This window comes from Streptomyces sp. NPDC020801 (genome assembly GCF_044334385.1).
GTDB lineage: Bacteria > Actinomycetota > Actinomycetes > Streptomycetales > Streptomycetaceae > Streptomyces.
Window position 1 is genome coordinate 187,416 of the sequence record NZ_JBIRST010000012.1, and the last position, 25,716, is coordinate 213,131.

Sequence of the window (25,716 nt, forward strand, 5' to 3'; positions counted from 1 at the left end):
CGCCGGGTGAACTGGAGGTTCCAGCTCACCCGGCGCCCTTGCGACGCCAGGCTCAGACCAGGTTCACCGAACGGGCCGAGGTCGCCCCGATCTCCGCGGCGACCTCCGCGAGAACCCCGGCGGGCACCGTGTCGTCCACCGTCAGCACCGCCAGCGCCTCCCCGCCCGCCGCCGCGCGGGCGACCTGCATGCCGGCGATGTTGATGCCGGCCTCGCCGATGACACGGCCGACCGTGCCGACGACGCCCGGACGGTCCTCGTAGCGCAGAACGACCATGTGGTCGGCGAGCGCGAGGTCGACGTCGTAGTCGCCGACCGCGACGATCTTCTGGACGTGCTTGGGGCCGGCCAGAGTGCCGGAGACCGACACCTCCTCGCCGTCCGAGAGCGTCCCGCGCACGGTGACCACGTTGCGGTGGTCGGCCGACTCGGAGCTGGTGGTCAGGCGGACCTCGACGCCCCGCTCCTGGGCGAACAGCGGCGCGTTGACGTAGGAGACCGTCTCGTCGACGACGTCCTCGAAGACGCCCTTGAGCGCGGAGAGCTCCAGCACCTTCACGTCGTGCTGGGTGATCTCGCCGTAGACCTCGACGTCGAGGCGGACCGCGACCTCGCCCGCCAGCGCGGTGAAGATGCGGCCGAGGCGCTCGGCGAGAGGCAGGCCCGGCTTGACGTCCTCGGCGATGACACCGCCCTGGACGTTGACGGCGTCCGGGACCAGCTCACCGGCGAGCGCGAGGCGCACCGACTTGGCGACCGCGATGCCCGCCTTCTCCTGCGCCTCGTCCGTGGAGGCGCCGAGGTGCGGGGTGCAGACGACCTGGTCGAACTCGAACAGCGGGGAGTCCGTGCACGGCTCCTTCGCGTACACGTCCAGGCCGGCACCGGCGACGCGGCCCTCCTTGAGCGCCGAGTACAGCGCCTCCTCGTCGACGATGCCGCCGCGCGCGGCGTTGACGATGCGCACGCTCGGCTTGACCTTGCGCAGCGCCTCGTCGCCGATCAGGCCGAGGGTCTCGGGGGTCTTGGGCAGGTGGACGGTGACGAAGTCGGAGACCTCGAGCAGCTCGTCCAGGGTCAGCACCTTGACGCCCATCTGCGCGGCCCGCGCGGGCTGCACGTAGGGGTCGTAGGCGACGACCTTCATGCCGAACGCGGACATGCGCTGGGCGACCAGTGCGCCGATGCGGCCGAGGCCGACGACGCCGAGGGTCTTCTCGGCCAGCTCGACGCCGGTGTACTTGCTGCGCTTCCACTCGCCGTTCTTCAGCGCGGCGTTGGCCTGCGGGATGTTGCGGGCGGTGGCGAGGATCAGACCGCAGGCCAGCTCGGCGGCGGTCACGATGTTGGAGGTCGGGGCGTTGACGACCATCACGCCGGCCTTGGTGGCGGCGGACACGTCGACGTTGTCCAGGCCGACGCCGGCTCGCGCGACGACCTTGAGCTTGTTCGCCGCGGCGATGGCCTCGGCGTCGACCTTGGTGGCCGAGCGGATCAGGATCGCGTCCACGTCGGCGATGGCGGGGAGCAGTTCGGCTCGGTCCGCGCCGTTGCAGTGCCGGATCTCGAAGTCCGGGCCGAGCGCGTCGACGGTCGCGGGCGACAGCTCTTCAGCGATGAGTACGACAGGTTTCGAGCTCACGTGAGTCCTCACAAGTCCAATGCATGCGGACGGCCGTCCCGACGGCCGCAGGCGGAGGAGGGGAGCGGCGCCGGGCAATTCCTCGGTGTCGCTTAGCCGCGTGGAAGACGCACGACGCTGTGGGCCTGACGCGTTGTTGTGCAGCAGTGTAGTGGTGCCGCGTACGTCGCATTACGCCACTGCGGAAGGATCACCCGTCCGTGGCTGGACGGGGTGGACAACGCCGCGAATCCGCTGTGAACTCCGACGTTACTCCGGGTTCGCCGAAGGGGCCGGGGCGATGCGGCCCCGGCCCCTCGGCATGAGGCCTACGCCTCCTCGTTCACCCAGCTCATGAGCTTGCGCAGCTCCTTGCCGGTGGTCTCCAGCAGGTGCTCGGAGTCCTGCTTCTTGTACTCGTTGTACTTCTTCAGACCGCCGTGGTACTCGTCCATCCAGTTGCGGGCGAAGGAGCCGTCCTGGATCTCGGCGAGGACCTGCTTCATCTCGGCCTTGGTGGCGTCGGTGATGATGCGCGGGCCGGTGACGTAGTCGCCCCACTCGGCGGTCTCGGAGATCGACCAGCGCATCTTCTCCAGGCCGCCCTCGTACATGAGGTCGACGATCAGCTTCAGCTCGTGGAGGCACTCGAAGTAGGCGATCTCCGGCTGGTAGCCCGCCTCGGTCAGCGTCTCGAAGCCCGCCTTGACCAGCGCCGCGGTGCCACCGCACAGAACGGCCTGCTCGCCGAACAGGTCGGTCTCGGTCTCCTCGGTGAAGGTCGTCTTGATGACGCCGGCGCGGGTGCCGCCGATGCCCTTGGCGTAGGAGAGGGCGAGCTCGAAGGCGCTGCCGGTGGCGTCCTGCTCGACGGCCGCGATGCAGGGAACGCCGCGGCCCTCCTCGTACTGGCGGCGCACCAGGTGGCCCGGGCCCTTCGGGGCGACCATGCAGACGTCCACGCCGGCCGGGGGCTTGATGAAGCCGAAGCGGATGTTGAAGCCATGGCCGAAGAACAGCGCGTCGCCGTCCTTCAGGTTCGGGGCGATGGACTCCTCGTAGACCTGGGCCTGGATCGGGTCCGGCACCAGGATCATGATGACGTCGGCCTCGGCGGCGGCCTCGGCCGGGGTCACCACGCGCAGGCCCTGCTCCTCGGCCTTGGCCTTGGACCTGGAGCCCTCGTGCAGACCGACACGCACGTCGACACCCGAGTCGCGCAGCGACAGGGCGTGGGCGTGGCCCTGGCTGCCGTAGCCGATGACCGCGACCTTGCGGCCCTGGATGATGGACAGGTCGGCGTCAGCGTCGTAGAACAGCTCGGCCACTTTGGGTTCTCTCCTTGGTGTGCAGGTTGTGCGTCCCACCGTATGCCGGTGAGCGGAACGGAGGTTTCGGGGTCTCGGTATACGGGCGGCCGGTGTCACCCGGCCGCCCGAACGCGCCGTTACGCCGAACGGTCGAGGGCGCGCAGCGACCGGTCGGTGATCGAACGGGCACCGCGCCCGATCGCGATCGTCCCGGACTGGACCAGCTCCTTGATGCCGAACGGCTCCAGCATCTTGAGCATCGCCGACAGCTTGTCGCCACTGCCCGTGGCCTCGATCGTCACGGCATCCGGGGAGACGTCGACGGTCTTGGCGCGGAACAGCTGGACGATCTCGACGATCTGGGAGCGCGTCTCGTTGTCGGCGCGCACCTTCACCAGAACGAGTTCGCGCTGCACGGCCTGGGAGGGCTCGAGCTCGACGATCTTCAGCACGTTGACGAGCTTGTTGAGCTGCTTGGTCACCTGCTCCAGCGGGAAGTCCTCGACGCTCACCACGATGGTGATGCGGGAGATGTCGGGGTGCTCGGTGACGCCGACCGCGAGCGAGTCGATGTTGAAGCCGCGGCGGGAGAACAGGGCGGCGATCCGGGCGAGGATGCCGGGGGTGTTCTCGACCAGGACCGAGAGCGTGTGCTTGGTGGACATGACGGTCGTACCTTCCTGAAGTCCTCGGCCGGGCTCTCAGTCGTCCTCGTTGTCGCCGAAGTCGGGGCGGACGTCCCGGGCGGCCATGATCTCGTCGTTGGAGGTGCCGGCGGCGACCATCGGCCACACCATCGCGTCCTCGTGGACGATGAAGTCGACGACGACCGGGCGGTCGTTGATCGAGTTCGCCTCTTCGATGACCTTGTCCAGGTCCTCCGGGGACTCGCAGCGGATGGCGTAGCAGCCCATGGCCTCCGACAGCTTCACGAAGTCGGGGACGCGGGTGCCCGAGCTCGAGGCCTTGGGCTCGGCGCCCGGGCCGGAGTGCAGCACGGTGTTGGAGTAGCGCTGGTTGTAGAACAGGGTCTGCCACTGGCGGACCATGCCCAGGGCGCCGTTGTTGATGATGGCGACCTTGATCGGGATGTTGTTCAGGGCGCAGGTGGTCAGTTCCTGGTTGGTCATCTGGAAGCAGCCGTCGCCGTCGATCGCCCAGACCGCCTGGTCCGGCCGGCCGGCCTTGGCGCCCATCGCGGCCGGGACCGCGTAGCCCATCGTCCCGGCGCCGCCGGAGTTCAGCCAGGTGGCGGGCTTCTCGTACCGGACGAAGTGGGCGGCCCACATCTGGTGCTGGCCGACGCCCGCCGCGAAGATCGTGCCCTCCGGCGCCAGTTGACCGATCCGCTCGATGACCTGCTGCGGGGAGAGCGAGCCGTCCTCGGGCTGGTCGTAGCCGAGCGGGTAGGTGTCGCGCCAGCGGCTGAGGTCCTTCCACCAGGCGGTGTAGTCGCCCTTGTGGCCCTCGCTGTGCTCCTTCTGCACGGCCTGGATCAGGTCGGCGATGACCTCGCGGGCGTCGCCGACGATCGGCACGTCGGCCGCGCGGTTCTTGCCGATCTCGGCCGGGTCGATGTCGGCGTGGACGATCTTGGCGTACGGGGCGAAGCTGTCCAGCTTGCCGGTGACGCGGTCGTCGAAGCGGGCGCCGAGGGCGACGATCAGGTCGGCCTTCTGCAGCGCGGTGACGGCGGTGACCGCGCCGTGCATGCCCGGCATCCCCACGTGCAGCGGGTGGCTGTCGGGGAATGCGCCGAGCGCCATCAGGGTGGTGGTGACGGGCGCTCCGGTGAGTTCCGCGAGGACCTTCAGCTCGGCGGTGGCCTGCGCCTTGAGGACGCCGCCGCCGACGTAGAGGACGGGCCGCTTCGCGGAGGTGATGAGCTTGGCCGCCTCGCGGATCTGCTTGGCGTGCGGCTTGGTGACGGGCCGGTAGCCCGGCAGGTCCATCACCGGCGGCCAGGAGAAGGTGGTCCTCGCCTGGAGGGCGTCCTTGGCGATGTCGACCAGGACCGGGCCCGGGCGGCCGGTGGAGGCGATGTGGAAGGCCTGCGCGATCACCCGGGGGATGTCCTCGGCCTTGGTGACCAGGAAGTTGTGCTTGGTGATCGGCATCGTGATGCCGACGATGTCCGCCTCCTGGAAGGCGTCCGTGCCGATCGACGAGGACGCCACCTGGCCGGTGATCGCGACCATGGGCACGGAGTCCATGTGGGCGTCGGCGATCGGGGTGACCAGGTTGGTGGCGCCGGGGCCGGAGGTGGCCATGCAGACGCCGACCTTGCCGGTGGCCTGCGCGTAGCCGGTGGCTGCGTGGCCGGCGCCCTGCTCGTGACGGACCAGGACGTGGCGCACCCGGGTCGAGTCCATCAGCGGGTCGTACGCGGGAAGGATCGCACCGCCGGGAATGCCGAATACGGTGTCGGCGCCGACCTCCTCGAGCGAGCGAATGAGGGACTTCGCACCCGTGACGTGCTCGGGCGCGGACTGATGTCCTCCGGATCGGGGCCGGGGCTGCGGGTGGTGGGCCCCGGTGGCCTGCTCGGTCATCGGCATTCTCTTCTCGATGCTGAGGGTTTTTGCGAGGTTTGTACGTTGTACGCCTGCTGTACGGAAGGTGCCCGTGCAACAAAAAACCCCTCGTGCCGCAAGGCAAGCGAGGGGAGCGCGCCGGAGAGGTCGCTGGGGATTCCGGATCGTCCTCCGGTGGGTCCCAGCTCAGCCGACGCGCTGTCCAAGTACGAGAATTCGGGTGCGCATGGCACTGACCCTCCCCCCGGCACGCACCCGGTGTCAAGTGGGTGGGACGGGAGTCTCATTATGTGAGCGCAGGGCTGTTCCACCGCCGAAGACGGCCGTCACCCCACCGGCGGGCACCCCACCGGTGTACACCCCCGCGCCGCCTCCCGCACCGCCTCCGGCGAAGGCCGGCTCGACCGGTCCGTGCGGCACCGGAAAGTGGCCGGAAGTGAGCGCCCGGCGCAGCCGGTACTCGTCCAGCGGGCCGGCGAACGCCATGCCCTGGCCATGGGTGCAGCCCATCGCGCGCAGGGCGACGACCTGCTCCGGCAGATCCACGCCATCGGCCACGGACTGCATCCCGAGGTCGCCGGCGATGCGCAGCAGCCCGCCTGTGATCTTGTGCAGCCGGGCGGACTCGACGACGCCCTCCACCAGGCCGCGGTCGAGCTTCAGCACGTCGACGGGGAGCCGGCGCAGCGCCGTGACCGCACCGTGGCCGCCGCCGAAGCCGTCCAGGGCGATCCGGACGCCGAGCCGCCGCAGGGCGGCCAGGCGGCGCTCCAGCTCGTCCAGCCCGGCGCGCGGGTCGGTGTCGGACAGCTCGATCACCAGCGCCCCGGACGGCAGCCCGTGCCGGGTCAGCAGGGACTCCACGGAGCCGGGCGGCAGCGAGCGGTCCAGCAGCCTGCGGGCGCCCATCCGGACCACCACGGAGACGTTCAGGCCGGTCGCGGCGCGCTCGGCGGCCTGCTCGACGGCCTCCTCCAGCATCCAGCGGCCGAGCTCGGCCGCCCGGTCGCTGTCCTCGGCCACCCGCAGGAACTCGGTGGGTGTGAAGAGCACCCCTTGGGAGGAGCGCCAGCGGGCCTGGGCGGCGACCGACGTGATCCGGCCGTCCTCCAGGCAGACCACCGGCTGGTGCAGCAGGGTGAACTCGCCGTCGTGCAGGGCGGACCTGAGCCGGGTGGCCAGCTCGGCCTTGCGGACGACGTCCTGCTGCATCTGCGGCTTGTACAGCTCGACCCGGCCCTTGCCGGCCGCCTTGGCCCGGTACATGGCGAGGTCGGCGTTGCGCAGCAGTTCCCCGGCGCCCAGAGCCGGTTCGGCGAAGGCGACGCCGATGGACGCGGCGACACGGACATCGTTGCCGTCGATGACGTACGGCTGTGACAGCGTCACCCTGAGGCGGTCGGCGAGCTCCAGGATGTGCCCCTCGCGGGCGGTGCGGTCGCGGGTGCCGTCCCCGAGGATCAGGGCCGCGAACTCGTCGCCGCCCAGCCGGGAGGCGGTGTCCCCGTACCGGACCGACTCCTGGAGCCGGCGGGCGGCCTGGACGAGCAGTTCGTCCCCGGCCTGGTGCCCGATCGTGTCGTTGACGGCCTTGAAGCCGTCGAGGTCGATGAAGAGCACGGCCGTGCCGTGGTCGGTGCTGCGGCGCCCGGACAGGGCCTGCTGCACCCGCTTGGTGAACAGGGCCCGGTTGGGCAGGTCGGTGAGCGGGTCGTGCTCGGCGTTGTGCTGGAGCTGCGCCTGCAGCCGCACCCTCTCGGTCACGTCCCGGCTGTTGAAGATCAGGCCGCCGTGATGGCGGTTGATGGTCGACTCGACGTTGAGCCAGCCGCCGTCGCCGGAGCGGAACCGGCACTCGATGCGCGTGGTGGGCTCGTCCTGCGGACTGGCCACGAGGAAGCGGCGCACCTCGTGCACCACGCAGCCGAGGTCCTCCGGGTGGATGAGACTGGCCAGCTCCCGGCCCACCAGTTCCTCCGCCGACCTCCCGTACACCCCGGCGGCGGCCGGGGAGACGTACCTCAGGATGCCGTTGGGCGCGGCGATCATGATGACGTCGCTGGAGCCCTGCACCAGGGAGCGGAAGTGATTCTCCTTCTGGGCCAGTTCCTGGGTGAGGGCGATGTTGTCGAGCAGCATGATCCCCTGGCGCATCACCAGGGCCAGCACGACGGCACCGGCGGTGATCAGCACCACGCGGTCGACGCTGTGGCCGTTGAGCACGTTGTAGAGGATCCCCAGGGTGCACACGGCGGCGGCGAGGTAGGGCGTGAGGGCGGCCAGGGAGCCGGAGATGGGCCGTCCGGCCGGATACCGGTCGTGATCACCGCTCTGGGCGGGCGGGTGGCCGGGCCCGCCGCGCACGGCCGGGCGCGGGCCGGGGACACGGGCGCGGGCCGCACGGGTGCGGCCTTCGGCCGCCGGGGCACGGCTCGGGCGGCGTTCTTCGGCAGTCGTGGGGCGCTCGGTCATGGGCGGGTGCTCGTCGGCCGTGCGCGCGTGGCCGTCGGCCGTGCCGGGGCGGTCGCCGGCCTCCTGCGGGGCCTGCCCGTGCCGGTCCGGGCCGGGGCCGTGCGGGTCGTGGTTCTCCGGTGCGCGCCGGTCCCGGTTCTCCGAGGCGCGCCGGTCGCCGTCCCGGTCGTGGCCGTGGCCGTACGGGTCGTGGCCGTCGGACTCGTGCCGGTGCGGGTCGGGTCGCCCGGCGGCGGTGCGGCCGGAATCGGGTGCGGCCCAGGGGGCGTATGCCAGGAGCAGTGAACCGGCGAACCAGCCCGCGTCGAGCAACTGCCCGGAGTGGTAGTTGTTGTGCAGCAGCGGTGAGGTGAACAGGGCGTCGCTCACCACGGTCAGGGCGAGCCCGCCGATCGCGGTGTTCACGGCGGTGCGGTTGACCCGCGAGCGCCGGAAGTGCAGCGCGAGCACCATGCTGACCAGGGCGATGTCCAGCAGCGGGTACGCCAGTGACAGCGCGGTGTGCGCGACGCTCGGTCCGTCGAACTTGGCCGCCTGGGCGAGTGCGAGACTCCACGAGAGCGTGAGCAGCGAGCCGCCGATCAGCCAGGCGTCCAGCGCGAGGCACACCCAGCCCGCCTTGTTGGTCGGCCGTTTGGCGAGCACCAGCAGCCCGACGATGGCGGGCGGCGCGAAGCACAGGAAGAACAGGTCGGCGTAGCTGGGGCTGGGCACGGGCTTGTCCAGGACCACCTCGTACCACCCCCAGACCGCGTTGCCCAGGGCCGCCATCGCCGAGGAGAGGGCGAACAGCAGCCAGGCGGTTCGAAAGCGGACGCGATGACTGCGGGCGTACAGGGCGCACGACACGGCCGCGGTGCCGGCCGCGCCGGTCAGCCCGAAGTCACCCATGATCAGCGCAGCCTCGTTCTCACCCCAGCCACATGCGGAACCGACGGCGTATCCGGAGCACACCAGCGCCAGGACCAGTCGGGGAGCCAGCCTCGGCCCGCCGCCGGTGGCCGAGGGCCGGGGCAGCAGCGTCCCGGCCGAAGGCTGCGTCCGCAGCGCTCCGTTGAGCGTGGTCACGGCGGGCGGGGACGGGCTCACCGGTCCCTCCCGCTCCGCGCCGCCGGGTCCCGCGGGTCCCGGTGCGCCGGGTGCGCATGCCGCCTGCGGCCGCTGGGCCTGCGAGGGTGGTGATGACCGCTGTGATGGCCACCGTGATGGCCGCGTCTGTGCGCGGTCGTGCGCCAGGGCCTCCGGTGGCGGCCCCGCCGCGTCGGATCGTTCGTCCATAGGCCGTGCATCGCCCGTCGCCCCCCTCGCAGTCTCACATGTCCGTCCCCGGCGCCGAACGGTCCGCGGCGCAGCCCCTGTCGGGACGATACACCAGTCTCGTCACTCAGGGACATAGCTTCTCTACGCTCCGTGACGACCAGCGCATATGCGGGTACGCACCGCGTCCGGAGGGTTGCGGACCGTACTGGAACCGGACTACGCGCCTGCCGTCCCCGTCGTCAGGATCACGTTGGCGAGGGGCTCCTGGTTCACGAAACGGCGCAACTGGTCCGCCACCAACCGCCTGGCGCGCGGCAGGAAGGCGGAGGTGGGGCCGCCGACGTGGGGGCTGATCAGTACGCCGGGCGCATGCCACAAGGGGTGTTCCCGGGGCAGCGGCTCGGGATCGGTGACGTCGAGGGCGGCGGTGAGGCGGCCGCTCTCCAGCTCCGCCAGCAGGGCCTTCGTGTCGACGACGGGGCCGCGCGCGACGTTCACGAGGAGCGCGCCGTCCTTCATCCGGGCCAGGAACCCGGCGTTCGCCAGGCCCCGGGTGGCCTCTGTCAAGGGCGTGGACAGGACGACGACATCGGCTTGGGGAAGCAGGGAGGGCAGATCGGTGAGCGGATGCACCGGACCGCGCACCGTTGTGCGCTTGGAGCGCGCCACGCGCGCCACCCGCGCGACCTCGAACGGCGCGAGCCGGTCCTCGACGGCGGCGCCGATGGCTCCGTAGCCGACGATGAGGACGTTCTTGTCGGCGAGGGAGGGGTGGAAACCTCCCCGCCACTCGCCCCGGTCCTGGGCGCGTACGAAGCCGGGGATGCCCCGAAGGGAGGCGAGGATCAGCGCGAGCGCGAGTTCGGCCGTGCTCGCCTCGTGCACCCCGCGCGCGTTGCACAGCCGGACACCCGGGGCGATGGACGGCAGGTGCGCGGTGATGTCGTCGACGCCGGCCGTCAGGGTCTGGATGAGGCGGAGGTTGCGCATGTGCTCCAGGGGGCGCACCTTCACGGACTGGCGCTTCATGTACGGCACCACGTACACGACGCAGCCGGCGGGATCCCCGGGGAACTCCTGGGTGCCGTCGTCGCCTCCGTCCCAGAACAGGTAGTTCGGCCCCGCCGGTAGCCCCTCGACGGTCTCCGGCGGAATGGGCAGCCACACGTCAGCGGTCATGGTCAGGAGGCTATGTCAGGGGCGCGCGGGCGCAGAGGTTAGGTTGGTGGGCCGCAGGCGAGGGAGGGTTACGGCGAAGTGGAGCGCAGGACGATCGGCGCGGCGGCACTGGCGGTGGGGGCCGTAGGACTTGGGTGCATGCCGATGAGCTGGGCGTACAGCGCGTCACGGCAGCGGGGGGAGGAGTCGCTCCGGGCCGTGCACCGGGCGCTGGAGGTGGGCTCGACGCTCCTGGACACGGCCGACATGTACGGCCCTTTCACCAACGAGTTGCTGTTGGGACGGGTGTTGAAGGAGCGGCGGTCCGACGCGTTCCTCTCCACGAAGGTCGGACTGCTGGTGGGCGAGCAGCACATCGTGGCCAACGGCCGCCCCGGCTATGTGAAGCGGGCCTGCGACGCGTCGCTGCGGCGTCTGCAGACGGACGCGATCGACCTCTACCAGCTGCACCGTGCCGACCCGGAGGTCCCGGTCGAGGAGACCTGGGGGGCGATGGCGGACCTCGTGCGGGCCGGGAAGGTGCGGGCGCTGGGACTGTGCGCGGTGGGGGCGCGCAGCGGGCGCCGGTCCGGCGGGCGCCTGCATGACGGAACGATCCGCCGGCTGGAGCGGGTGCAGCAGGTCTTCCCGGTGAGCGCGGTGCAGGCGGAGCTGTCGGTGTGGTCCCCGGAGGCGCTGGAGACGCTGCTCCCCTGGTGCGCGGCGCGGGGTGTGGGCTTCCTGGCCGCGATGCCGCTCGGCAACGGTTTCCTGACCGGCACGCTCACACCCGGCGAGGGCTTCGAACCGGAGGACGTGCGCGCCCGCCATCCGCGCTTCACCGCCGAGATGATGGCCGCGAACCAGCCGATCGTCGCTGGTCTGCGGCGGGTGGCCGCCCGGCACGGCGAGGACGTCACCCCCGCCCAGGTGGCCCTGGCGTGGGTGCTGGCCCAGGGCCGGCACGTGGTCCCGGTGCCGGGCGCCAAGCGGGAACGGTGGGTCGCGCAGAACGCGGGCGCGGCCCGGCTGCGGCTGACGGCCGCGGACCTCGCGGAACTGGCACGGCTTCCGAGGGCACAGGGATCCTGGGACTGAGCGGGTTCCCGGGACCGGGCCGGATCCCGGGACCGAACGGCGGTTGCGCGCGCCCCGGACCGGCCGGGGCGGGTCGCTCCCGGGCCGGGCGGATCGTGGTGAGCGGGAACCTTCCGGGGCACGGGCGGGGTATGACAGGGAGGACCGCCGCGTCGAAGGGACATGATCGTGCGACGTCGAGCTGTGACGGCCGTTTCGGCCGCTGCCGCCCTGCTGCTGACGGCCGGCTGCGCTGCCGGGGGCGGAGGAGCGCCGTCGGGCGGCGCGGACAGCGGGGCACCGAACCGTACGGCCACCGGGGCACCGCCCTCCGGGCAGGGGGCCGGGGAGAGCGCACCGCCCGCCAGGGGTTCGGTGAAGGTGCTGCGTACGGTCACGGTGGGCCTGGACTCCCCGTGGGGCCTGGCCCCGCTCCCCGAGGGGGGCCTGCTCGTCTCCTCCCGGGACAAGGCGACGATCACGCGGGTCGACGACAGGACGGGCAAGCAGACGGAACTGGGCACGGTGTCCGGGGTGGCACCGCAGGGCGAGGGAGGCCTTCTCGGTATCGCGCTCTCCCCCGACTACGCCTCCGACCACATGATCTACGCCTATTTCACGTCCGCCTCGGACAACCGGGTGGTCCGGATGCTGTACGACGGCAAGAAGCCGGCCGGAGAGCAACTGGGCGCGCCCGACACGGTCTTCAAGGGCATCCCCAAGGGGGTCGTCCACAACGGCGGCCGGATCGCGTTCGGCCCGGACGGGATGCTGTACGTGGGCACCGGCGAGAGCGGCCGGCGGGGCCTGGCCCAGGACCGGAAGTCCCTGGGCGGCAAGATCCTGCGGCTGACCCCGGAGGGCGAGCCGGCCCCCGGCAACCCGTTCCCCGGCTCCCCGGTGTACTCCTACGGCCACCGCAATGTGCAGGGCCTCGCCTGGGACGCCAAGCAGCGCCTCTTCGCCTCGGAGTTCGGCCAGGACACCTGGGACGAGCTCAACGCGATCAAACCGGGCGACAACTACGGCTGGCCGGAGGCCGAGGGCACGTCCAGGAAGCCCGGATACCACAACCCGGTCGCCCAGTGGCACACGGACGACGCCTCCCCCAGCGGCATCGCCCACGCCGAGGGCTCCGTCTGGATGGCCGGCCTGAAGGGGCAGCGCCTGTGGCGCATTCCCCTGAAGGGCACGGTGGCCTCGGCGGCCCCCCAGGCGTTCCTCACGGGCGCCTACGGCCGCCTGCGCACCGTCGTCTCCGCGGGCGGCGACAAGCTGTGGCTGGTCACCAGCAACACCGACGGCCGCGGCACCCCGAGGAAGGGCGACGACCGGATCCTGGAACTGCAGGTGAGGTGACGCCGGCGCTCACTCCTCACCATCGCCGGGCTCGTCCTCGGCCTCGGCCGGGGCACTCCTGGGCGGCCGTACGACGACCTTCCCGGAGGCGAGATCGATCGGCCCCCGCCCGGGATCGCCGTCCCCGACGTCCTCCCGGGTCAGCTCGAGCCGGTTCTGCTCGTCCCGGGTGTGCTTGCGCCCGGGCGCGAACAGTTCCTCGAAGACGTTGAACATCGCTCTCCCTCCCCGGGGCCGCTGCCCACGACCCGCGGAACCCGGTCCTGTGCGTCACGGCGCCTTCGTCGGCGCTCCCGTCATCCCGCCGCCAGCCGGTCCCCCGCCCACTGGGGGAACAGGCCCAGGCGGTGGGCCACCGCCGCCGCCTCTCCCCTGCCCGAGACGCCGAGCTTGGCCAGGATGTTGGAGACGTGGACACTGGCCGTCTTGGGGGAGATGAAGAGTTCCTCGGCTATCTGCCGGTTGGTGCGGCCCGCGGAGACCAGGCGCAGCACGTCTCGTTCGCGGCTGGTCAGGCCGAGGGAGTCGGCGGGGTCCGCGGAGGGCTGCTGCGTGGCGCGCGTCAGGGTCAGGCGGCCGCGCGCGGCCAGGCGTGCCACGGCGTCGGCGAGGGGGCGGGCGCGGAGGTGCTCGGCGACGGCGTGGGACAGGCGGAGCAGCTCCGTGGCACGGTCCCGCTCCTCGTCGCCGGCGACGAGGAGCGCCTCGGCCAGACGGAAGCGGACGCGGGCGAGGTCGTAGGGGCGTTCCAGGGCCTCGAAGGCCGTGACGGTCCCGGCCCAGTCCTCCGGGGTGCCGCGGCCCTCGGCCCGCAGCAGCTCGGCGTGCACCCAGCGTTCGTACGCCTGCCAGACGGGCACACAGGTGGTCAGCGACTTGGCGGCCAGCCGGATGCGTTCGAGGGTCTCGGGGCGGCCCGGTCCGGCGGCGGGCAGTCCGGCCGTGCGGGTCTCCACCGCGGCGGCGGTGAGCAGCAGCGGCCAGCCGTAGCGCTGGGTGCCGGGCGGGAAGCCGGTCTCCAGGACCCGTTCGAGTTCGGCGCGGGCGTCCAGCAGGCGGCCCTCGCCCGCGGCGACGGCGATCGCGATGCGGGACAGGGGCAGGGCGTGCTGCGGGGCGTGGTCGTACTTGCCGAAGTTGTCCCGCGCGACGGTCAGTTGACGCGCGGCCTCGGCCAGATCGCCACGCGCCAGGGCGAGTTCGGCCCGGTTCTTGGCGTGGAAGGCGCTCGGCTTGGCGCTCTGGCCGACGCGTTCCGACCGGGTCGCCGCCTCGGCGGCCTCGTCCCAGCGGCCCAGGCTGTACAGGGACTCGGCGAGGTTGCCCCACACCCAGGCCTCGTGATCCAGCAGACCGTGGCTCCGCGTGAAGGCGAGCCCCCGCTCCAGCAGCGGCACGGCGTCGCGGGAGCGTCCGACGGACTCCAGCTCGGAGGGCAGGTTCACATAGGAGCGGCCCGCCACGGCGGAGATGCCGTCCTCCACCGTGCGCCTGTTCACCTCGTACATCTCTTCGAGCCCCGCCTCGACGTCGCCGGCGTCGACCATGAGCCCGCCCAGGGTGAGACGCGCGGTCATCTCGATCTCGCGGGCGCCCACCATGCGCGCGTACTCCACCGCCCGTTCGGCGGCCGAGAAGGCCTCGGGCCCGGGCACGTGGACCATGGACCAGTTGGCGACATGGGCCAGCACCTCGGCGTGCACCTCCGACGGCGGCAGCCCGCGCACCAGCTCCTGTGCGGTGGCCAGTTCCCGCCAGCCGTCGCCGTGCGACTTCAACTGGGCCAGCCGGGAGCGCTGGACCCAGAACCAGGCGGCCCGGAGCGGGTCCTGCTCCTCGTCCAGCAGGCGCAGCGCCCGCTTGGTGATCTTGAGGGCGCGCTCCCGCTCCCCGCAGAAGCGGCCGGCGACGGCGGCTTCCGCCATCAGGTCGAGGTAACGCAGAGGCGTGGTCGCCGGGTCGCAGCCGCAGGGAGGGTAGACCTCGGTGTAGTCGACCGGCCGCAACCGGGCCCGCACGTCCTCCGGGGCGTCGTCCCACAACTCCATCGCCCGTTCCAGGAGGCGCAGTTGTTCGCTGTAGGCGTGCCGGGCGCGGGCCGCGACGGAGGCGTCCAGCACGGCGGGCAGGGCCTTGGCCGGGTGGTGGGCGTGGTACCAGTAGCTGGCCAGCCGGGCGACGCGTTCGTCGGCACGGACGAGTGCGGGGTCGGCTTCCAGGGCCTCGGCGTAGCGGCGGTTGAGGCGGGAGCGCTCGCCGGGCAGCAGGTCGTCGCTGACGGCCTCGCGCACCAGGGCGTGCCGGAAGCGGTAGCCGTCGCCGGTGGGCGCCGCGACGAGGATGTTGGCGTTCACGGCGGCGCGCAGCGCCTCGATGAGGTCGTCCTCGGCGAGCCGGGCCACGGCGGCGAGCAGCTGGTACTCGACGGTGGAACCGCCCTCGGCGGCGGTCCTGACGACCCGCTGGGCGGGCTCGGGCAGCGTCTCGACGCGAACGAGCAACAGGTCACGCAGGGAGTCGCTGATACCGGTGGAGCAGCCCTCGTGCGCGCAGACCGCGAGCTCCTCGACGAAGAAGGCGTTGCCGTCGGAGCGTTGGAAGATCTCGTCGACCTGGGCCGGGTCCGGCTCGCTGGCGAGGATGCCGGCGATCTGCCGGCCCACCTCCTCCCGGTTGAAGCGGGCGAGTTCGATGCGGCGGACCGTGCGCAGCCGGTCGAGCTCGGCGAGCAGGGGCCTGAGCGGGTGGCGGCGGTGGATGTCGTCGGAGCGGTAGCTGGCCAGGACGACGAGGCGGCCGGCGCGCAGGGTGCGGAAGAGGTAGGCCAGGAGGTGCCGGGTGGAGGCGTCGGCCCAGTGCAGGTCCTCCAGGACGACGACGAGGGTGCGGTCGGCGGCCAGGCGCTCCAGCAGCCGTGCGGTGAGTTCGAAGAGGCGGGCCATGCCCTCCTCGTCGTGCCGGCCGGCGCCCCGCGCACCGGCCGGCTCGCCCAGTTCGGGCAGCAGCCGGGCCAGTTCCTCCTCCTGGCCGGCGGCCGCGGCGGCCAGTTCGCCCGGCAGTTCCCGGTGCAGGGCGCGCAGGGCGGTGGAGAAGGGCGCGAACGGCAGCCCGTCGGCGCCGATCTCCACACAGCCGCCGAGGGCGACGACGGCGCCCCGGCAGCAGGCGGCGCCCGCGAACTCCTCGATCAGGCGGGTCTTGCCGACACCGGCCTCGCCGCCGATCAGCAACGCCTGCGGCTCCCCCGCGGCCGCGCGGGCGAGCGCGTCGTGCAGCGTGTTCAACTCGTCGGCGCGGCCGACGAACACCGGACTGACGGACCTGGTCTCCACAGCCCCGAGCATCGCACGCGGGTCCGACAACCCGGCACCGGTTTTCCCACGACCGGCCGCGGGGAGGAACGCCACGCCCGCGCCGGGCAGCGGCCGGACGAGGGCGGCGCCAGGGTGCCGGCCGGCCCCGGCGCCGTGCGGCAAAGGAGCCGGGGCCGGCCCCGCGGAGCCCGGGCCGGGGTCCCGGCCCACCCCTGTGGGGCCGGGCCCCGGCGCTCCGGAGGTCATGCGGCTCGGGTGAACCCGTGCCGGCGGGGACCGTGGGTATGGGTCTCCGGCTCCGGGGCTTGTTGACCGACCCGGTCACGGGCGGCGCGCCGGCCGCGGAGGGCCTCGCGGACCAGGCGCTCCTGGTCGGCCCGGTGGCGCAGCTCGGCGGAGCGCAGCTGGTGGATCTCGTACGCGAACATGGTGTCTCCCTGGTGAGAGGTGATCGTCCGCATCGCCTTGTGCGATGCCGGTGACCACCTTCGTCCGCCAGGGGGACGGGCCGCATCGGGAGACTTCCGCATCTTGCGCGGTGCTGCGGTCCTTAGACGCGCGCGAGGGGCCCAGGCGCCGCCGTAAGGTACTCACGGCGGCCCTAAGGCCCCTCACCGAGCTGGGACGATGTTCAGGCGGTCGGCAGTCCGAGCAGGGCGTCGGTGTACTTCAGGACGGCCAGCAGCAGGCCGATGACACCGAGCACGACGCCCGCCCAGGCGACCGACTTGATCCACGGCGCCTGCGGCCTGCCCGGGGCGCCGAACGCAGGCCGGGCGAGCACCACGACTCCGACGATCAGGGCGAGAAGCGCGAACAGCCCGCCCCACAGTGCGGTGGTGTGCCAGGCGTCGCCGTAGACCTCCTTGATCTGCGTGGCGACGCTCGCGGACGACGAGGTCCGCAGCTGGCCGATCAGCTGCTCGCGTGCCCCGGCCACGGTGCCGAGCCAGCTGCCGCTCAGCGAGACCAGGCCCAGCGCGGCGGAGACCACGGCACCCGCGCCCTGGCCGACCTCGGACGGGCCGTTCCCGCCCTCCTCGCCGGCCTCGGCTCCGGCGTCGCTCCCTTCGGCCTCGGGACCCCCGGGACCCTCGGGATCCTCGGTGGTCCCGGGACCGTCGGCGGTCCCGGGGGCCCCGGTGCCCGTCTCCGTCACCTCGTCCGCCGTCCTCTGGTCGTTCTTCGCCTCGGCCCCGGTCGTGGCCCCGGTCTCATCTGCAGTCATGGTTCCCATGCCTCGCACCGTACGGACGCTGTCTGAGAGGTCTCTTAATGATCCCTGTGAGCGGTACGCGCGCGCGTCAGCCGCGCCGCTCGGCACGCGCGCGTGCGTCATGCCACTCGGGGGCGAGCACCGCCCACACCTCGGTGTCCTGGCGCACGCCCCGGTAGGGATGGCTTTCACGGAGCACGCCCTCGCGGATCAGCCCCAGCCGCCGCGCCACATTGATGCTCGGTTCGTTGGCCGACGACACGTGCCACTCCACACGGTGCATGCCGCGCTCGTCAAACGCCCAGTCGATGAGCACCCGCGCGCCGCGCGTGACGAGCCCCCGTCCGGTCCCGGCCGGCTCCAGCCAGCAGCCGATCTCGCAGCTGCCGGTCGCCGCGTCGAAGACCCGGAACAGCAGCCCGCCGACCAGCGTGCCGTCCAGCCACAGCCCGTGCAGGAAGCCGCTGTCGGCGGCGCGCCTGTCGGCGTACGACTGCAGGACTGCGCGTGCGGAGTCGGTGTCCGTGGCGTTCGCCCCGAACGGGATGTGCCGGGTGATGAAGTCCCGTCCCCGGTCGAGGTGTGCGAGGAACTCCTCGGCGTGCCAGGGCTCCAGGGGCCGCAGCTCGGCTCCGTCCTCACCCAGGGATATCGCGTACATCCTGCTGCGTCTCCTTCGCCAGTGCCTCCACGACGTCCGTGAGCCTCTCATGCGCGGCGCGGCACTCGGGCGGTTCGATGCTGATCCGGGGCAGTACGCGGTCGAGCCGGCGCGGCAGCCACCAGTTGGCGTTGCCCAGCAGGTGCATCAGGGCGGGCACGAGCAGGGTGCGCAGTACGAAGGCGTCGAGGGCCACGGCGGCGGCGAGCGCGATGCCGAACATGGCGATCACACGGTCGCCGCTGAGCACGAAGGCGAGGAAGACCGAGATCATGATGACCGCGGCGGAGTTGATCACTCTGCTGGTCTCGGCGAGGCCGACCCGGACGGCCCGCCGGTTGTCGCCGGTCTCCAGCCACTCCTCGTACATCCGGCTGACCAGGAAGACCTGGTAGTCCATGGAGAGCCCGAAGAGCACCGAGACCATGATCACGGGCAGGAACGGTTCGATGGGCCCGGCCCGGCCGAGCCCGAGGAACTCGCTGCCCCAGCCCCACTGGAAGATCGCGACGACGACGCCGAAGGCGGCGGCGACGGCGGCGACGTTCATCACGGCGGCCTTGAGGGGGATGCCGACGGACCGGAAGGCGAGCAGCAGCAGGACACAGCCGAGGCCCACGACCACGCCGACGAACAGGGGCAGCCTGCCGACGATGACGTCGGCGAAGTCGTCGTATCCGGCGGTCACCCCGCCGACGTGCACGTCGAGGGTGGTGCCGCTCTCGGCGCGCGGCAGCACCTCGGTGCGCAGCCGGTCGACGAGGTCGCTGGTGCGCTGCGACTGCGGCGCGGAGCCGGGGACGACGGTCAGGTAGGCGGTGGTGCCGCCGGTGTTGTAGGTGGCCGGGGTGACCGACGCGACGCCCGGGGTGGCGCTCAGGACGGCGTCGAGGTTGTCCAGGGCGAGCTTGTCGTCGGCCCCGTCGACGCGGGTCACCAGGGTGAGCGGTCCGTCGACGCCGGGGCCGAAGCCCTCGGCGACGAGGTCGTAGGCCCGCCGGGTGGTCGAGGAGCCGGGGTCGTTGCCCTGGTCGGAGGTGCCGAGGTGGAGGAAGAGCGTGGGCAGGGCGAGCACGGTGACGACGGCCAGGGCGAGGGCGCCGAGCAGCTTGGGGTGGCGTTCGACGAAGGCGGACCAGCGGGCGGCGAACCCGGTGGGCAGTTCCGGTTCGGGCCCGTGCTCGGCCAGCCGGCGCCGCTCGCGCCGGCTCAGGGCGCGTGGGCCGATGAAGGACAGCAGGGCGGGCAGCAGGGTCACCGAGGCCGCCACGGTGAGGACGACCGTCAACGAGGCGGCGACCGCCACCCCGTTGAGGAATCCGAGCCGCAGGATCAGCATCCCGAGCAGGGCGATGCAAACGGTGGCACCCGCGAAGACGACGGCGCGCCCCGTGGTGGCGACGGCGTTCGTGACCGCCTCGGTGGCGGTGAGCCCGCGTTTCAGGCCGCGCCGGTGCCGGGTGACGATGAACAGGGCGTAGTCGATGCCGACGCCGAGTCCGATCAGCATGCCCAGCATGGGCGCGAAGTCGGCCACCGTCATGGCGTGACCGAGGAGTTCGATGGCGGCGTAGGCGGTGCCGACGCTCAGCAGCGCGGTGGCGATGGGCAGCAGGGCGGCGGCGAGCGAGCCGAACGCGAGGAGCAGGACGACGGCGGCCACGACCACGCCGACGATCTCGGCGACATGCCCCCCGGAGGACTGGGTGAGCCCGATGGCGCTGCCGCCGAGTTCCACCTGGAGGCCGTCGGTCTGCGCGGCCTTCGCGGCGCCGACGAGGGCCTCGGCCTCGGACCTGGTGATGTTCTGTGCCGGGCGGTCGAAGGTGACCGTCGCGTACGCGGTGTGCCGGTCGCGGCTGATCCGATCCGCGCCCTGCCTCTTGTAGGGGCTGGTCACGGAGGCCACTGCGGGCAGGGTCGCGATCCGGTCCAGGGTGCGGGTCATCGTCTGCTCGACGTCGGACGCACGGACGGTGCCGGAGGTGGTGTGCCAGACGACGGTGGCGCTGTCGCCGCCGAGCCCCGGGAAGCCCTCCTGCAGCAGCTGGGTGGCGCGGCCCGACTCGGTGCCGGGGACCTCGTAGTCGTTGGAGTACGCCGAACCCGTGACGGTGGCGGCCGCGGTGACCGCGCCGAAGGCCAGGAGCCAGAGCAGTACGGCGACGAGGCGGTGCCGGACACACCAGCGCGCAAGGGCTGCCACGAACGTGCTCCCGAGGGGCTATCTGTGGATCTTTGACCGGGAACAGTCGTCCATGAACGGAACGGCCCGCAAAGAACGCATGAGCAATGTGAGGACACTCTTGCAGGCGATTCTGATCGTTTACCGCGTTCGTGCGCTTATTCACAGGAGTGCGACCCAATTCACAGGACAATCCGATGAACTCTGTCGCCCCGCCGAGTGTTCGCCGTGTAATACGGCCCGCGGAGTGGTGTTGCTCAACCTGAGGCCGTCCAGCCCGGGGCCGTCCAGCCGGAGGCCGTCCAGCCCGGGCCTTCGGCCCGGGGCCGTTTCAGTCGGACTGGTCGCCGAGTGCCATCACCATCACCCCGGCGATCAGCAGCCACAGCGCACGCCGGGTGCGGCCCCGGGAACCCAGGAAGGCCGCGACCGCACAGACGGCGGCGCCGACTGCGTAGGCGGCCGGGACGAGGGCCGGGGCGGAACGGGTCAGCCGCAGCAGCGAGGCGGCGAGCCCGGCGAGTGTCAGAAGCACGCCGGCGCCGGTCGCCGTCCAGCGGGCCCGGCGCGCGACCTCGGCGGGGTCCTGGAGTTCGTCCTCGGTCTCGTCTCCGGGTCCGTGCTCGCCCTGTACGCCCGCGACCTCGACGTCGTCCTCCGCGGACGTCCGGGGCACCCCGGACACTCCGGATGTCCCTGACGCCTCGGACTTCCCGGACATCTCAGATGTCCCGGATATCTCGGGGTGCGTTTCGGAATCGGCGCGTCCACTCATGTCGGGCGAGCGTAGCGCCTCCGGCCGGCGGACCGGAGTCGGGGTGGCGGGTCGGGCGCGGCTCCGGCGGTACGCCCAGGGGGGTGCATCGCACCCGATGCACCCCCCTGGGGCGGTTGCCGAGGTGACTCAGTCCTCGCTGACGCCCAGCTGCTGCAGGATCAGTTCCTTGACGCGGGCCGCGTCGGCCTGGCCGCGGGTGGCCTTCATGACCGCGCCGACCAGGGCGCCGGCCGCGGCGACCTTGCCGCCGCGGATCTTGTCCGCGATGGCCGGGTTGCCGGCGATGGCCTCCTCGACGGCGGCGGTCAGGGCGCCCTCGTCGGAGACGACCTTCAGACCGCGCTTGTCCACGACCTCGTCCGGGGTGCCCTCGCCGGCGAGGACGCCCTCGATGACCTGGCGGGCCAGTTTGTCGTTCAGATCGCCCTTGGCGACCAGCTCGGCGACCCGGGCGACCTGCTGAGGCATGATCGCCAGGTCGTCCAGGGCCTTGCCGGACTCGTTGGCGTTGCGGGCGAGTTCGCCCATCCACCACTTGCGGGCGGAGGCGGCGTCCGCGCCGGCCTCGATCGTGGCGACGATCGGGTCCAGGGCACCGGCGTTGAGGATGGCCTGCATGTCGGTGGCCGAGATGCCCCACTCCGCCAGGAGCCGGGTGCGCCGGGCCAGCGGCAGCTCGGGCAGCGCGGACCGGATCTGCTCGACCCACTCGCGCGACGGGGCCACGGGCACCAGGTCGGGCTCCGGGAAGTACCGGTAGTCCTCGGCCTCCTCCTTCACTCGGCCGGAGGTCGTGGACCCCGTGTCCTCGTGGAAGTGGCGGGTCTCCTGGATGATCTTCCCGCCGCCGTTGAGCACCGCCGCGTGCCGCTGGATCTCGAACCGCGCCGCGCGCTCGACGGACCGCAGCGAGTTGACGTTCTTCGTCTCGCTGCGAGTGCCGAACCTGTCGCCGCCCCTGGGCATCAGCGACAGGTTGACGTCGCACCGCATCTGGCCCATCTCCATACGGGCCTCGGAGACGCCGAGCGCCCGGATGAGCTCGCGCAGCTCACGGACGTAGGCCTTGGCGACCTCGGGAGCACGCTCGCCGGCGCCGACGATCGGCTTGGTGACGATCTCGATGAGCGGGATGCCGGCGCGGTTGTAGTCCAGCAGGGAGTAGTCGGCGCCGTGGATACGGCCCGTGGCACCGCCCACGTGGGTGGACTTGCCGGTGTCCTCCTCCATGTGGGCGCGCTCGATCTCCACGCGGAAGGTCTCGCCGTCCTCCAGCTGTACGTCGAGGTAGCCGTTGAAGGCGATCGGCTCGTCGTACTGGGAGGTCTGGAAGTTCTTCGGCATGTCCGGATAAAAGTAGTTCTTCCGGGCGAAGCGGCACCACTCGGCGATCTCGCAGTTCAGCGCGAGACCGATCTTGATCGCGGACTCGACGCCGGTCGCGTTCACGACCGGGAGCGAGCCCGGCAGGCCGAGGCAGGTGGGGCAGGTCTGGGTGTTCGGCTCGGCGCCGAGCGCGGTCGAACAGCCGCAGAACATCTTGGTGGCGGTGCCGAGTTCGACATGGACCTCGAGGCCCATGACGGGGTCGTACGACGCCAGCGCGTCCTCGTACGACACCAGGTCGGTCGTGGTGGTCACGGTGAAAACTTCCCTCTCAGCCCAGCAGGACGTCGTCGTCGCCCAGCCGCTTCAGCTCGCGGTAGAGGAGGGCGAGGCCGGTGACGACACCGGCGGCGGTCACCACGGCGTCGATCAGCCGCAGGGTGTCGCTCTCGACTCGGGCCTTCTTGATCTGCTTGGCGACACCGATCGCGCCGAACGCGGTGGTGGCCATGGACAGGTACGTACCGGACTTGGACTTCTTGAAGCCCTTGGCCTTGGACAGTGCCTTGGTCACAGCGACGGTGCCTCCTCGAGCAGCGGGTGGCCCCACTTTTCCACGAAGGCGGCCTCGACGGCCGCACCCACCTTGTACAGGCGGTCGTCCTTCATCACGGGGGCGATGATCTGCAGGCCCACCGGGAGGTTGTCCTCCGGGGCGAGGCCGCATGGCAGGGACATGGCCGCGTTGCCCGCCAGGTTGGTCGGGATGGTGCACAGGTCCGCGAGGTACATCGCCATCGGGTCGTCGGCGCGCTCGCCGATCGCGAAGGCGGTGGTCGGGGTCGTCGGGGAGACGATCACGTCGACCTGCTCGAAGGCCCTGTCGAAGTCCTGCTTGATGAGCGTGCGGACCTTCTGGGCGCTGCCGTAGTACGCGTCGTAGTAGCCGGAGCTGAGCGCGTACGTGCCGAGGATGATGCGGCGCTTGACCTCGGGGCCGAAGCCCGCCTCACGGGTGAGGGAGGTGACGTCCTCCGCCGAGCGGGTGCCGTCGTCGCCGGTGCGCAGGCCGTAGCGCAGGCCGTCGAAGCGGGCCAGGTTGGAGGAGCACTCCGAGGGCGCGATCAGGTAGTACGCCGACAGTGCCAGGTCGAAGGACGGGCAGTCCAGCTCGACGATCTCCGCGCCCAGCTCCCTGAGCAGTTCGACGGACTCGTCGAACCGCTGGATGACGCCGGCCTGGTAGCCCTCACCGCGGAACTGCCCGACCACACCGACGCGCATGCCCCGGACGCTGCCGTTGCGGGCGGCCTCGACGACCGGCGGGACCGGCTCGTCGATGGATGTGGAGTCCAGCGGGTCGTGCCCGGCGATCACCTCGTGCAGCAGCGCGGCGTCCAGGACCGTACGGGCGCAGGGCCCGCCCTGGTCCAGGGAGGAGGAGAAGGCGACCATGCCGTAGCGGGAGACCGCGCCGTACGTCGGCTTCACGCCGACCGTGCCGGTGACGGCGGCCGGCTGGCGGATGGAGCCGCCGGTGTCGGTGCCGATGGCGAGCGGGGCCTGGTAGGAGGCGAGCGCGGCGCTCGACCCACCGCCCGAGCCGCCGGGAATCCTGGTCAGGTCCCACGGGTTGCCGGTCGGGCCGAAGGCGCTGTTCTCGGTGGAGGACCCCATGGCGAACTCGTCCATGTTGGTCTTGCCGAGGATCACCACGTCGGCCGCCTTGAGCCGCTTGGTGAGCGTCGCGTCGTACGGCGGGATCCAGCCCTCGAGGATCCTGGAACCGACCGTGGTCGGCACGCCCTCGGTGGTGAAGATGTCCTTGAGCGCGAGGGGAACGCCGGCCAGCGGTCCGAGCTTCTCCCCCCGCTGACGCTTCTCGTCGACGGCGCGGGCCTGGGCCAGGGCGCCCTCGCGGTCGACGTGCAGGAAGGCGTGCACCTTCTCGTCGACGGCCTCGATCCGGGCGAGGTGGGCCTCGGTGACCTCGACGGCCGTGAGCTCACCGGAGGCGATCTTCTCGGCGGTCTCGGCGGCGGTGAGCCTGATGATGCTGTTCTTGTCCGTCATGGCCCTTACTCCTCCCCCAGGATCTGCGGCACCTTGAAACGCTGCTGCTCCTGGGCCGGGGCGCCGAAGAGCGCCTGCTCGGGGGTGAGCGAGGGACGGACCTCGTCCGCGCGCATGACGTTCGTCAGCGGCAGCGGGTGGGAGGTCGGCGGTACGTCTTGGTCGGCGACCTCACTGACGCGGGCCACCGCGCCGATGATGTCGTCCAGCTGTCCCGCGAAGTGTTCGAGCTCTTCGGGCTTCAGCTCCAGACGCGCCAGCCGGGCGAGGTGGGCGACCTCCTCGCGCGTGATGCCAGGCATGCAGCGATCCTCTGGGGTGAGTGTGTGTGGTTTGGGGCCAATCCTATGGGGCGGGGCCCGGTGCCCGTTAAACGGTTTGGCCGGGCCCTTCGGCCGCGCCGTTCAGCGGCGGCGCCCGTCCCATGCCGCACTGCGCAGGAAGTGGTTGTCGTAGAGCTCCTGCACCTCCAGCAGGCTCTCCGGGGTGGCCTCGCCGAGGGCGATGCGCTGGAGGTGCCGGAAGTACTCGAAGCGCTCGACGCCCGGGGTGATGACGATGAGCAGGTCGGCGTCCGCTCCGGAGACGGCGGCGAAGGCGTGCGGTCTGCCGGGCGGGACGACGACGAGGTCGCCGGGTCCGGCGGTGACGATCTCCTCGCCGGAGAGGATGTCGGCGGCGCCGTCGAGCAGGAAGAACATCTCGGCGGAGTTGTCGTGCCGGTGCGGCTTGGCGCCGTCGGCACCGGCCGTCAGGGTGACGCGCTGCGTGGACAACGCCCCGCCGGTCCGGCTGCTGTCGGCCAGCAGCCGGACGGTGGTGGGAGCACGGCCGACCACCTCGGCCTCGGCATCGCGGACGATCACGGACTCGTCGAACTGCGGCACGAACACGGACATTGCTGAACCCCCTGGTGACGATGTGGACGTGATCAGACCGCGAAGAGCAGTCCGGAACTCACGAGGACAACGACCGCGGTGGCGAAGTGGATCCCGTACGCGACCGCCCTCGGGCCCGAGTGGCGCAGAACTATCAGGGTGTCGAAGAGCGGCACGAGCGCCACGCAGAGCATGAACCAGGCCTCGGCGCGGGCTCCGGCGAAGACCAGCAGTGCCAGGCCCAGGACGCCGTAGACGCCGTCCCGGAGGCCCTTGATCGTGAGGTAGGCGCCGGCGTCGCCGTCCGGCCGGGCGGGGACGCCGTAGCCGGTGGCGGCGGAGCCGGGCTGGAGCAGGAACCGGGCCCCGAGAAACAGGCAGAACAGGTCGAGCACGACGGCCAGGGTGTACGCGGTGACGGTCACGTCTCTTCTCCTTGCTAGCAGCGCTAGGGACAAGAGCGAAGCTAGCAGAGCGGCGACAGAATGGCTAGC

Annotated in this window: 21 protein-coding genes; 2 read left to right on the forward strand and 19 right to left on the reverse strand. The window is 71.8% G+C overall.

What is annotated here, in order from left to right; all coding sequences use genetic code 11:
* Positions 1-52: 52 nt before the first annotated feature.
* The 6 genes from serA to ACH4UM_RS25075 form a co-directional block, all read right to left on the reverse strand.
* On the reverse strand, positions 53-1,642 hold the full coding sequence (serA, locus tag ACH4UM_RS25050) for a phosphoglycerate dehydrogenase (protein ID WP_398183350.1): 1,590 nt from the start codon (positions 1,640-1,642) through the stop codon (positions 53-55).
* A 308-nt stretch (positions 1,643-1,950) separates the two neighbouring features.
* Positions 1,951-2,949 (reverse strand): ketol-acid reductoisomerase, encoded by a 999-nt coding sequence (gene ilvC, locus ACH4UM_RS25055; protein ID WP_398183353.1) that lies wholly within the window; start codon positions 2,947-2,949, stop codon positions 1,951-1,953.
* A 119-nt stretch (positions 2,950-3,068) separates the two neighbouring features.
* Positions 3,069-3,596 (reverse strand): acetolactate synthase small subunit, encoded by a 528-nt coding sequence (gene ilvN, locus ACH4UM_RS25060; protein WP_398183356.1) that lies wholly within the window; start codon positions 3,594-3,596, stop codon positions 3,069-3,071.
* A 36-nt stretch (positions 3,597-3,632) separates the two neighbouring features.
* Positions 3,633-5,489 carry an acetolactate synthase large subunit gene (locus ACH4UM_RS25065; protein ID WP_398183359.1) on the reverse strand — a complete coding sequence of 619 codons (1,857 nt, stop codon included), beginning with the start codon at positions 5,487-5,489 and terminating at the stop codon, positions 3,633-3,635.
* A gap of 237 nt (positions 5,490-5,726) precedes the next feature.
* Positions 5,727-9,026: an EAL domain-containing protein gene (locus ACH4UM_RS25070; protein ID WP_398183361.1), complete on the reverse strand. Its 3,300-nt coding sequence runs from the start codon at positions 9,024-9,026 to the stop codon at positions 5,727-5,729.
* Between the two features lie 387 nt (positions 9,027-9,413).
* Entirely contained in the window at positions 9,414-10,376 is a 963-nt protein-coding gene (locus tag ACH4UM_RS25075; RefSeq protein WP_398183363.1) for a 2-hydroxyacid dehydrogenase, read from the reverse strand.
* Positions 10,377-10,454: 78 nt separating this feature from the next.
* Here ACH4UM_RS25075 and ACH4UM_RS25080 point away from each other — a divergent pair, with 78 nt between their 5' ends.
* The gene (locus ACH4UM_RS25080; RefSeq protein WP_398183366.1) at positions 10,455-11,453 is read left to right on the forward strand and encodes an aldo/keto reductase; all 999 of its coding nucleotides are present in this window, start codon (positions 10,455-10,457) and stop codon (positions 11,451-11,453) included.
* A 162-nt stretch (positions 11,454-11,615) separates the two neighbouring features.
* The gene (locus tag ACH4UM_RS25085) at positions 11,616-12,791 is read left to right on the forward strand and encodes a PQQ-dependent sugar dehydrogenase (protein ID WP_398183369.1); all 1,176 of its coding nucleotides are present in this window, start codon (positions 11,616-11,618) and stop codon (positions 12,789-12,791) included.
* A 9-nt stretch (positions 12,792-12,800) separates the two neighbouring features.
* Here ACH4UM_RS25085 and ACH4UM_RS25090 read toward each other — a convergent pair whose 3' ends face one another.
* From ACH4UM_RS25090 to ACH4UM_RS25150, 13 genes are all read right to left on the reverse strand, one after another.
* Positions 12,801-13,007: a DUF6191 domain-containing protein gene (locus tag ACH4UM_RS25090; RefSeq protein ID WP_398183372.1), complete on the reverse strand. Its 207-nt coding sequence runs from the start codon at positions 13,005-13,007 to the stop codon at positions 12,801-12,803.
* Positions 13,008-13,087: 80 nt separating this feature from the next.
* Positions 13,088-16,135 carry an AAA family ATPase gene (locus tag ACH4UM_RS25095; RefSeq protein WP_398183375.1) on the reverse strand — a complete coding sequence of 1,016 codons (3,048 nt, stop codon included), beginning with the start codon at positions 16,133-16,135 and terminating at the stop codon, positions 13,088-13,090.
* A 212-nt stretch (positions 16,136-16,347) separates the two neighbouring features.
* Positions 16,348-16,533, reverse strand: coding sequence for a hypothetical protein (locus ACH4UM_RS25100; RefSeq protein WP_398183378.1), 186 nt, complete (start codon positions 16,531-16,533; stop codon positions 16,348-16,350).
* A gap of 203 nt (positions 16,534-16,736) precedes the next feature.
* A complete protein-coding gene (locus tag ACH4UM_RS25105) occupies positions 16,737-17,342 on the reverse strand; it encodes a hypothetical protein (RefSeq protein ID WP_398183381.1) in 606 nt (201 codons plus the stop codon).
* A gap of 67 nt (positions 17,343-17,409) precedes the next feature.
* Positions 17,410-17,982 (reverse strand): GNAT family N-acetyltransferase, encoded by a 573-nt coding sequence (locus ACH4UM_RS25110; protein WP_398183384.1) that lies wholly within the window; start codon positions 17,980-17,982, stop codon positions 17,410-17,412.
* Positions 17,960-20,188 carry an MMPL family transporter gene (locus ACH4UM_RS25115; protein WP_398183387.1) on the reverse strand — a complete coding sequence of 743 codons (2,229 nt, stop codon included), beginning with the start codon at positions 20,186-20,188 and terminating at the stop codon, positions 17,960-17,962. Before ACH4UM_RS25115 ends, ACH4UM_RS25110 begins: the two co-directional genes overlap by 23 nt.
* A 310-nt stretch (positions 20,189-20,498) precedes the next feature.
* On the reverse strand, positions 20,499-20,852 hold the full coding sequence (locus ACH4UM_RS25120; protein WP_398183390.1) for a hypothetical protein: 354 nt from the start codon (positions 20,850-20,852) through the stop codon (positions 20,499-20,501).
* Positions 20,853-21,071: 219 nt separating this feature from the next.
* Positions 21,072-22,586, reverse strand: a complete 1,515-nt coding sequence (gatB, locus tag ACH4UM_RS25125; RefSeq protein WP_398183393.1) for an Asp-tRNA(Asn)/Glu-tRNA(Gln) amidotransferase subunit GatB — start codon at positions 22,584-22,586, stop codon at positions 21,072-21,074.
* A gap of 16 nt (positions 22,587-22,602) precedes the next feature.
* The gene (locus tag ACH4UM_RS25130) at positions 22,603-22,845 is read right to left on the reverse strand and encodes a hypothetical protein (RefSeq protein WP_398183396.1); all 243 of its coding nucleotides are present in this window, start codon (positions 22,843-22,845) and stop codon (positions 22,603-22,605) included.
* Positions 22,842-24,344, reverse strand: coding sequence for an Asp-tRNA(Asn)/Glu-tRNA(Gln) amidotransferase subunit GatA (gene gatA, locus ACH4UM_RS25135; RefSeq protein ID WP_398183399.1), 1,503 nt, complete (start codon positions 24,342-24,344; stop codon positions 22,842-22,844). The genes ACH4UM_RS25130 and gatA overlap by 4 nt, the downstream gene beginning before the upstream one ends.
* Before the next feature lie 5 nt (positions 24,345-24,349).
* The gene (gatC, locus tag ACH4UM_RS25140) at positions 24,350-24,646 is read right to left on the reverse strand and encodes an Asp-tRNA(Asn)/Glu-tRNA(Gln) amidotransferase subunit GatC (protein ID WP_398183401.1); all 297 of its coding nucleotides are present in this window, start codon (positions 24,644-24,646) and stop codon (positions 24,350-24,352) included.
* 102 nt (positions 24,647-24,748) lie between these two features.
* Positions 24,749-25,243, reverse strand: a complete 495-nt coding sequence (locus tag ACH4UM_RS25145) for a cupin domain-containing protein (RefSeq protein ID WP_398183404.1) — start codon at positions 25,241-25,243, stop codon at positions 24,749-24,751.
* 32 nt (positions 25,244-25,275) lie between these two features.
* Positions 25,276-25,647 carry a DUF4267 domain-containing protein gene (locus tag ACH4UM_RS25150; protein WP_398183407.1) on the reverse strand — a complete coding sequence of 124 codons (372 nt, stop codon included), beginning with the start codon at positions 25,645-25,647 and terminating at the stop codon, positions 25,276-25,278.
* Positions 25,648-25,716: the final 69 nt, after the last annotated feature.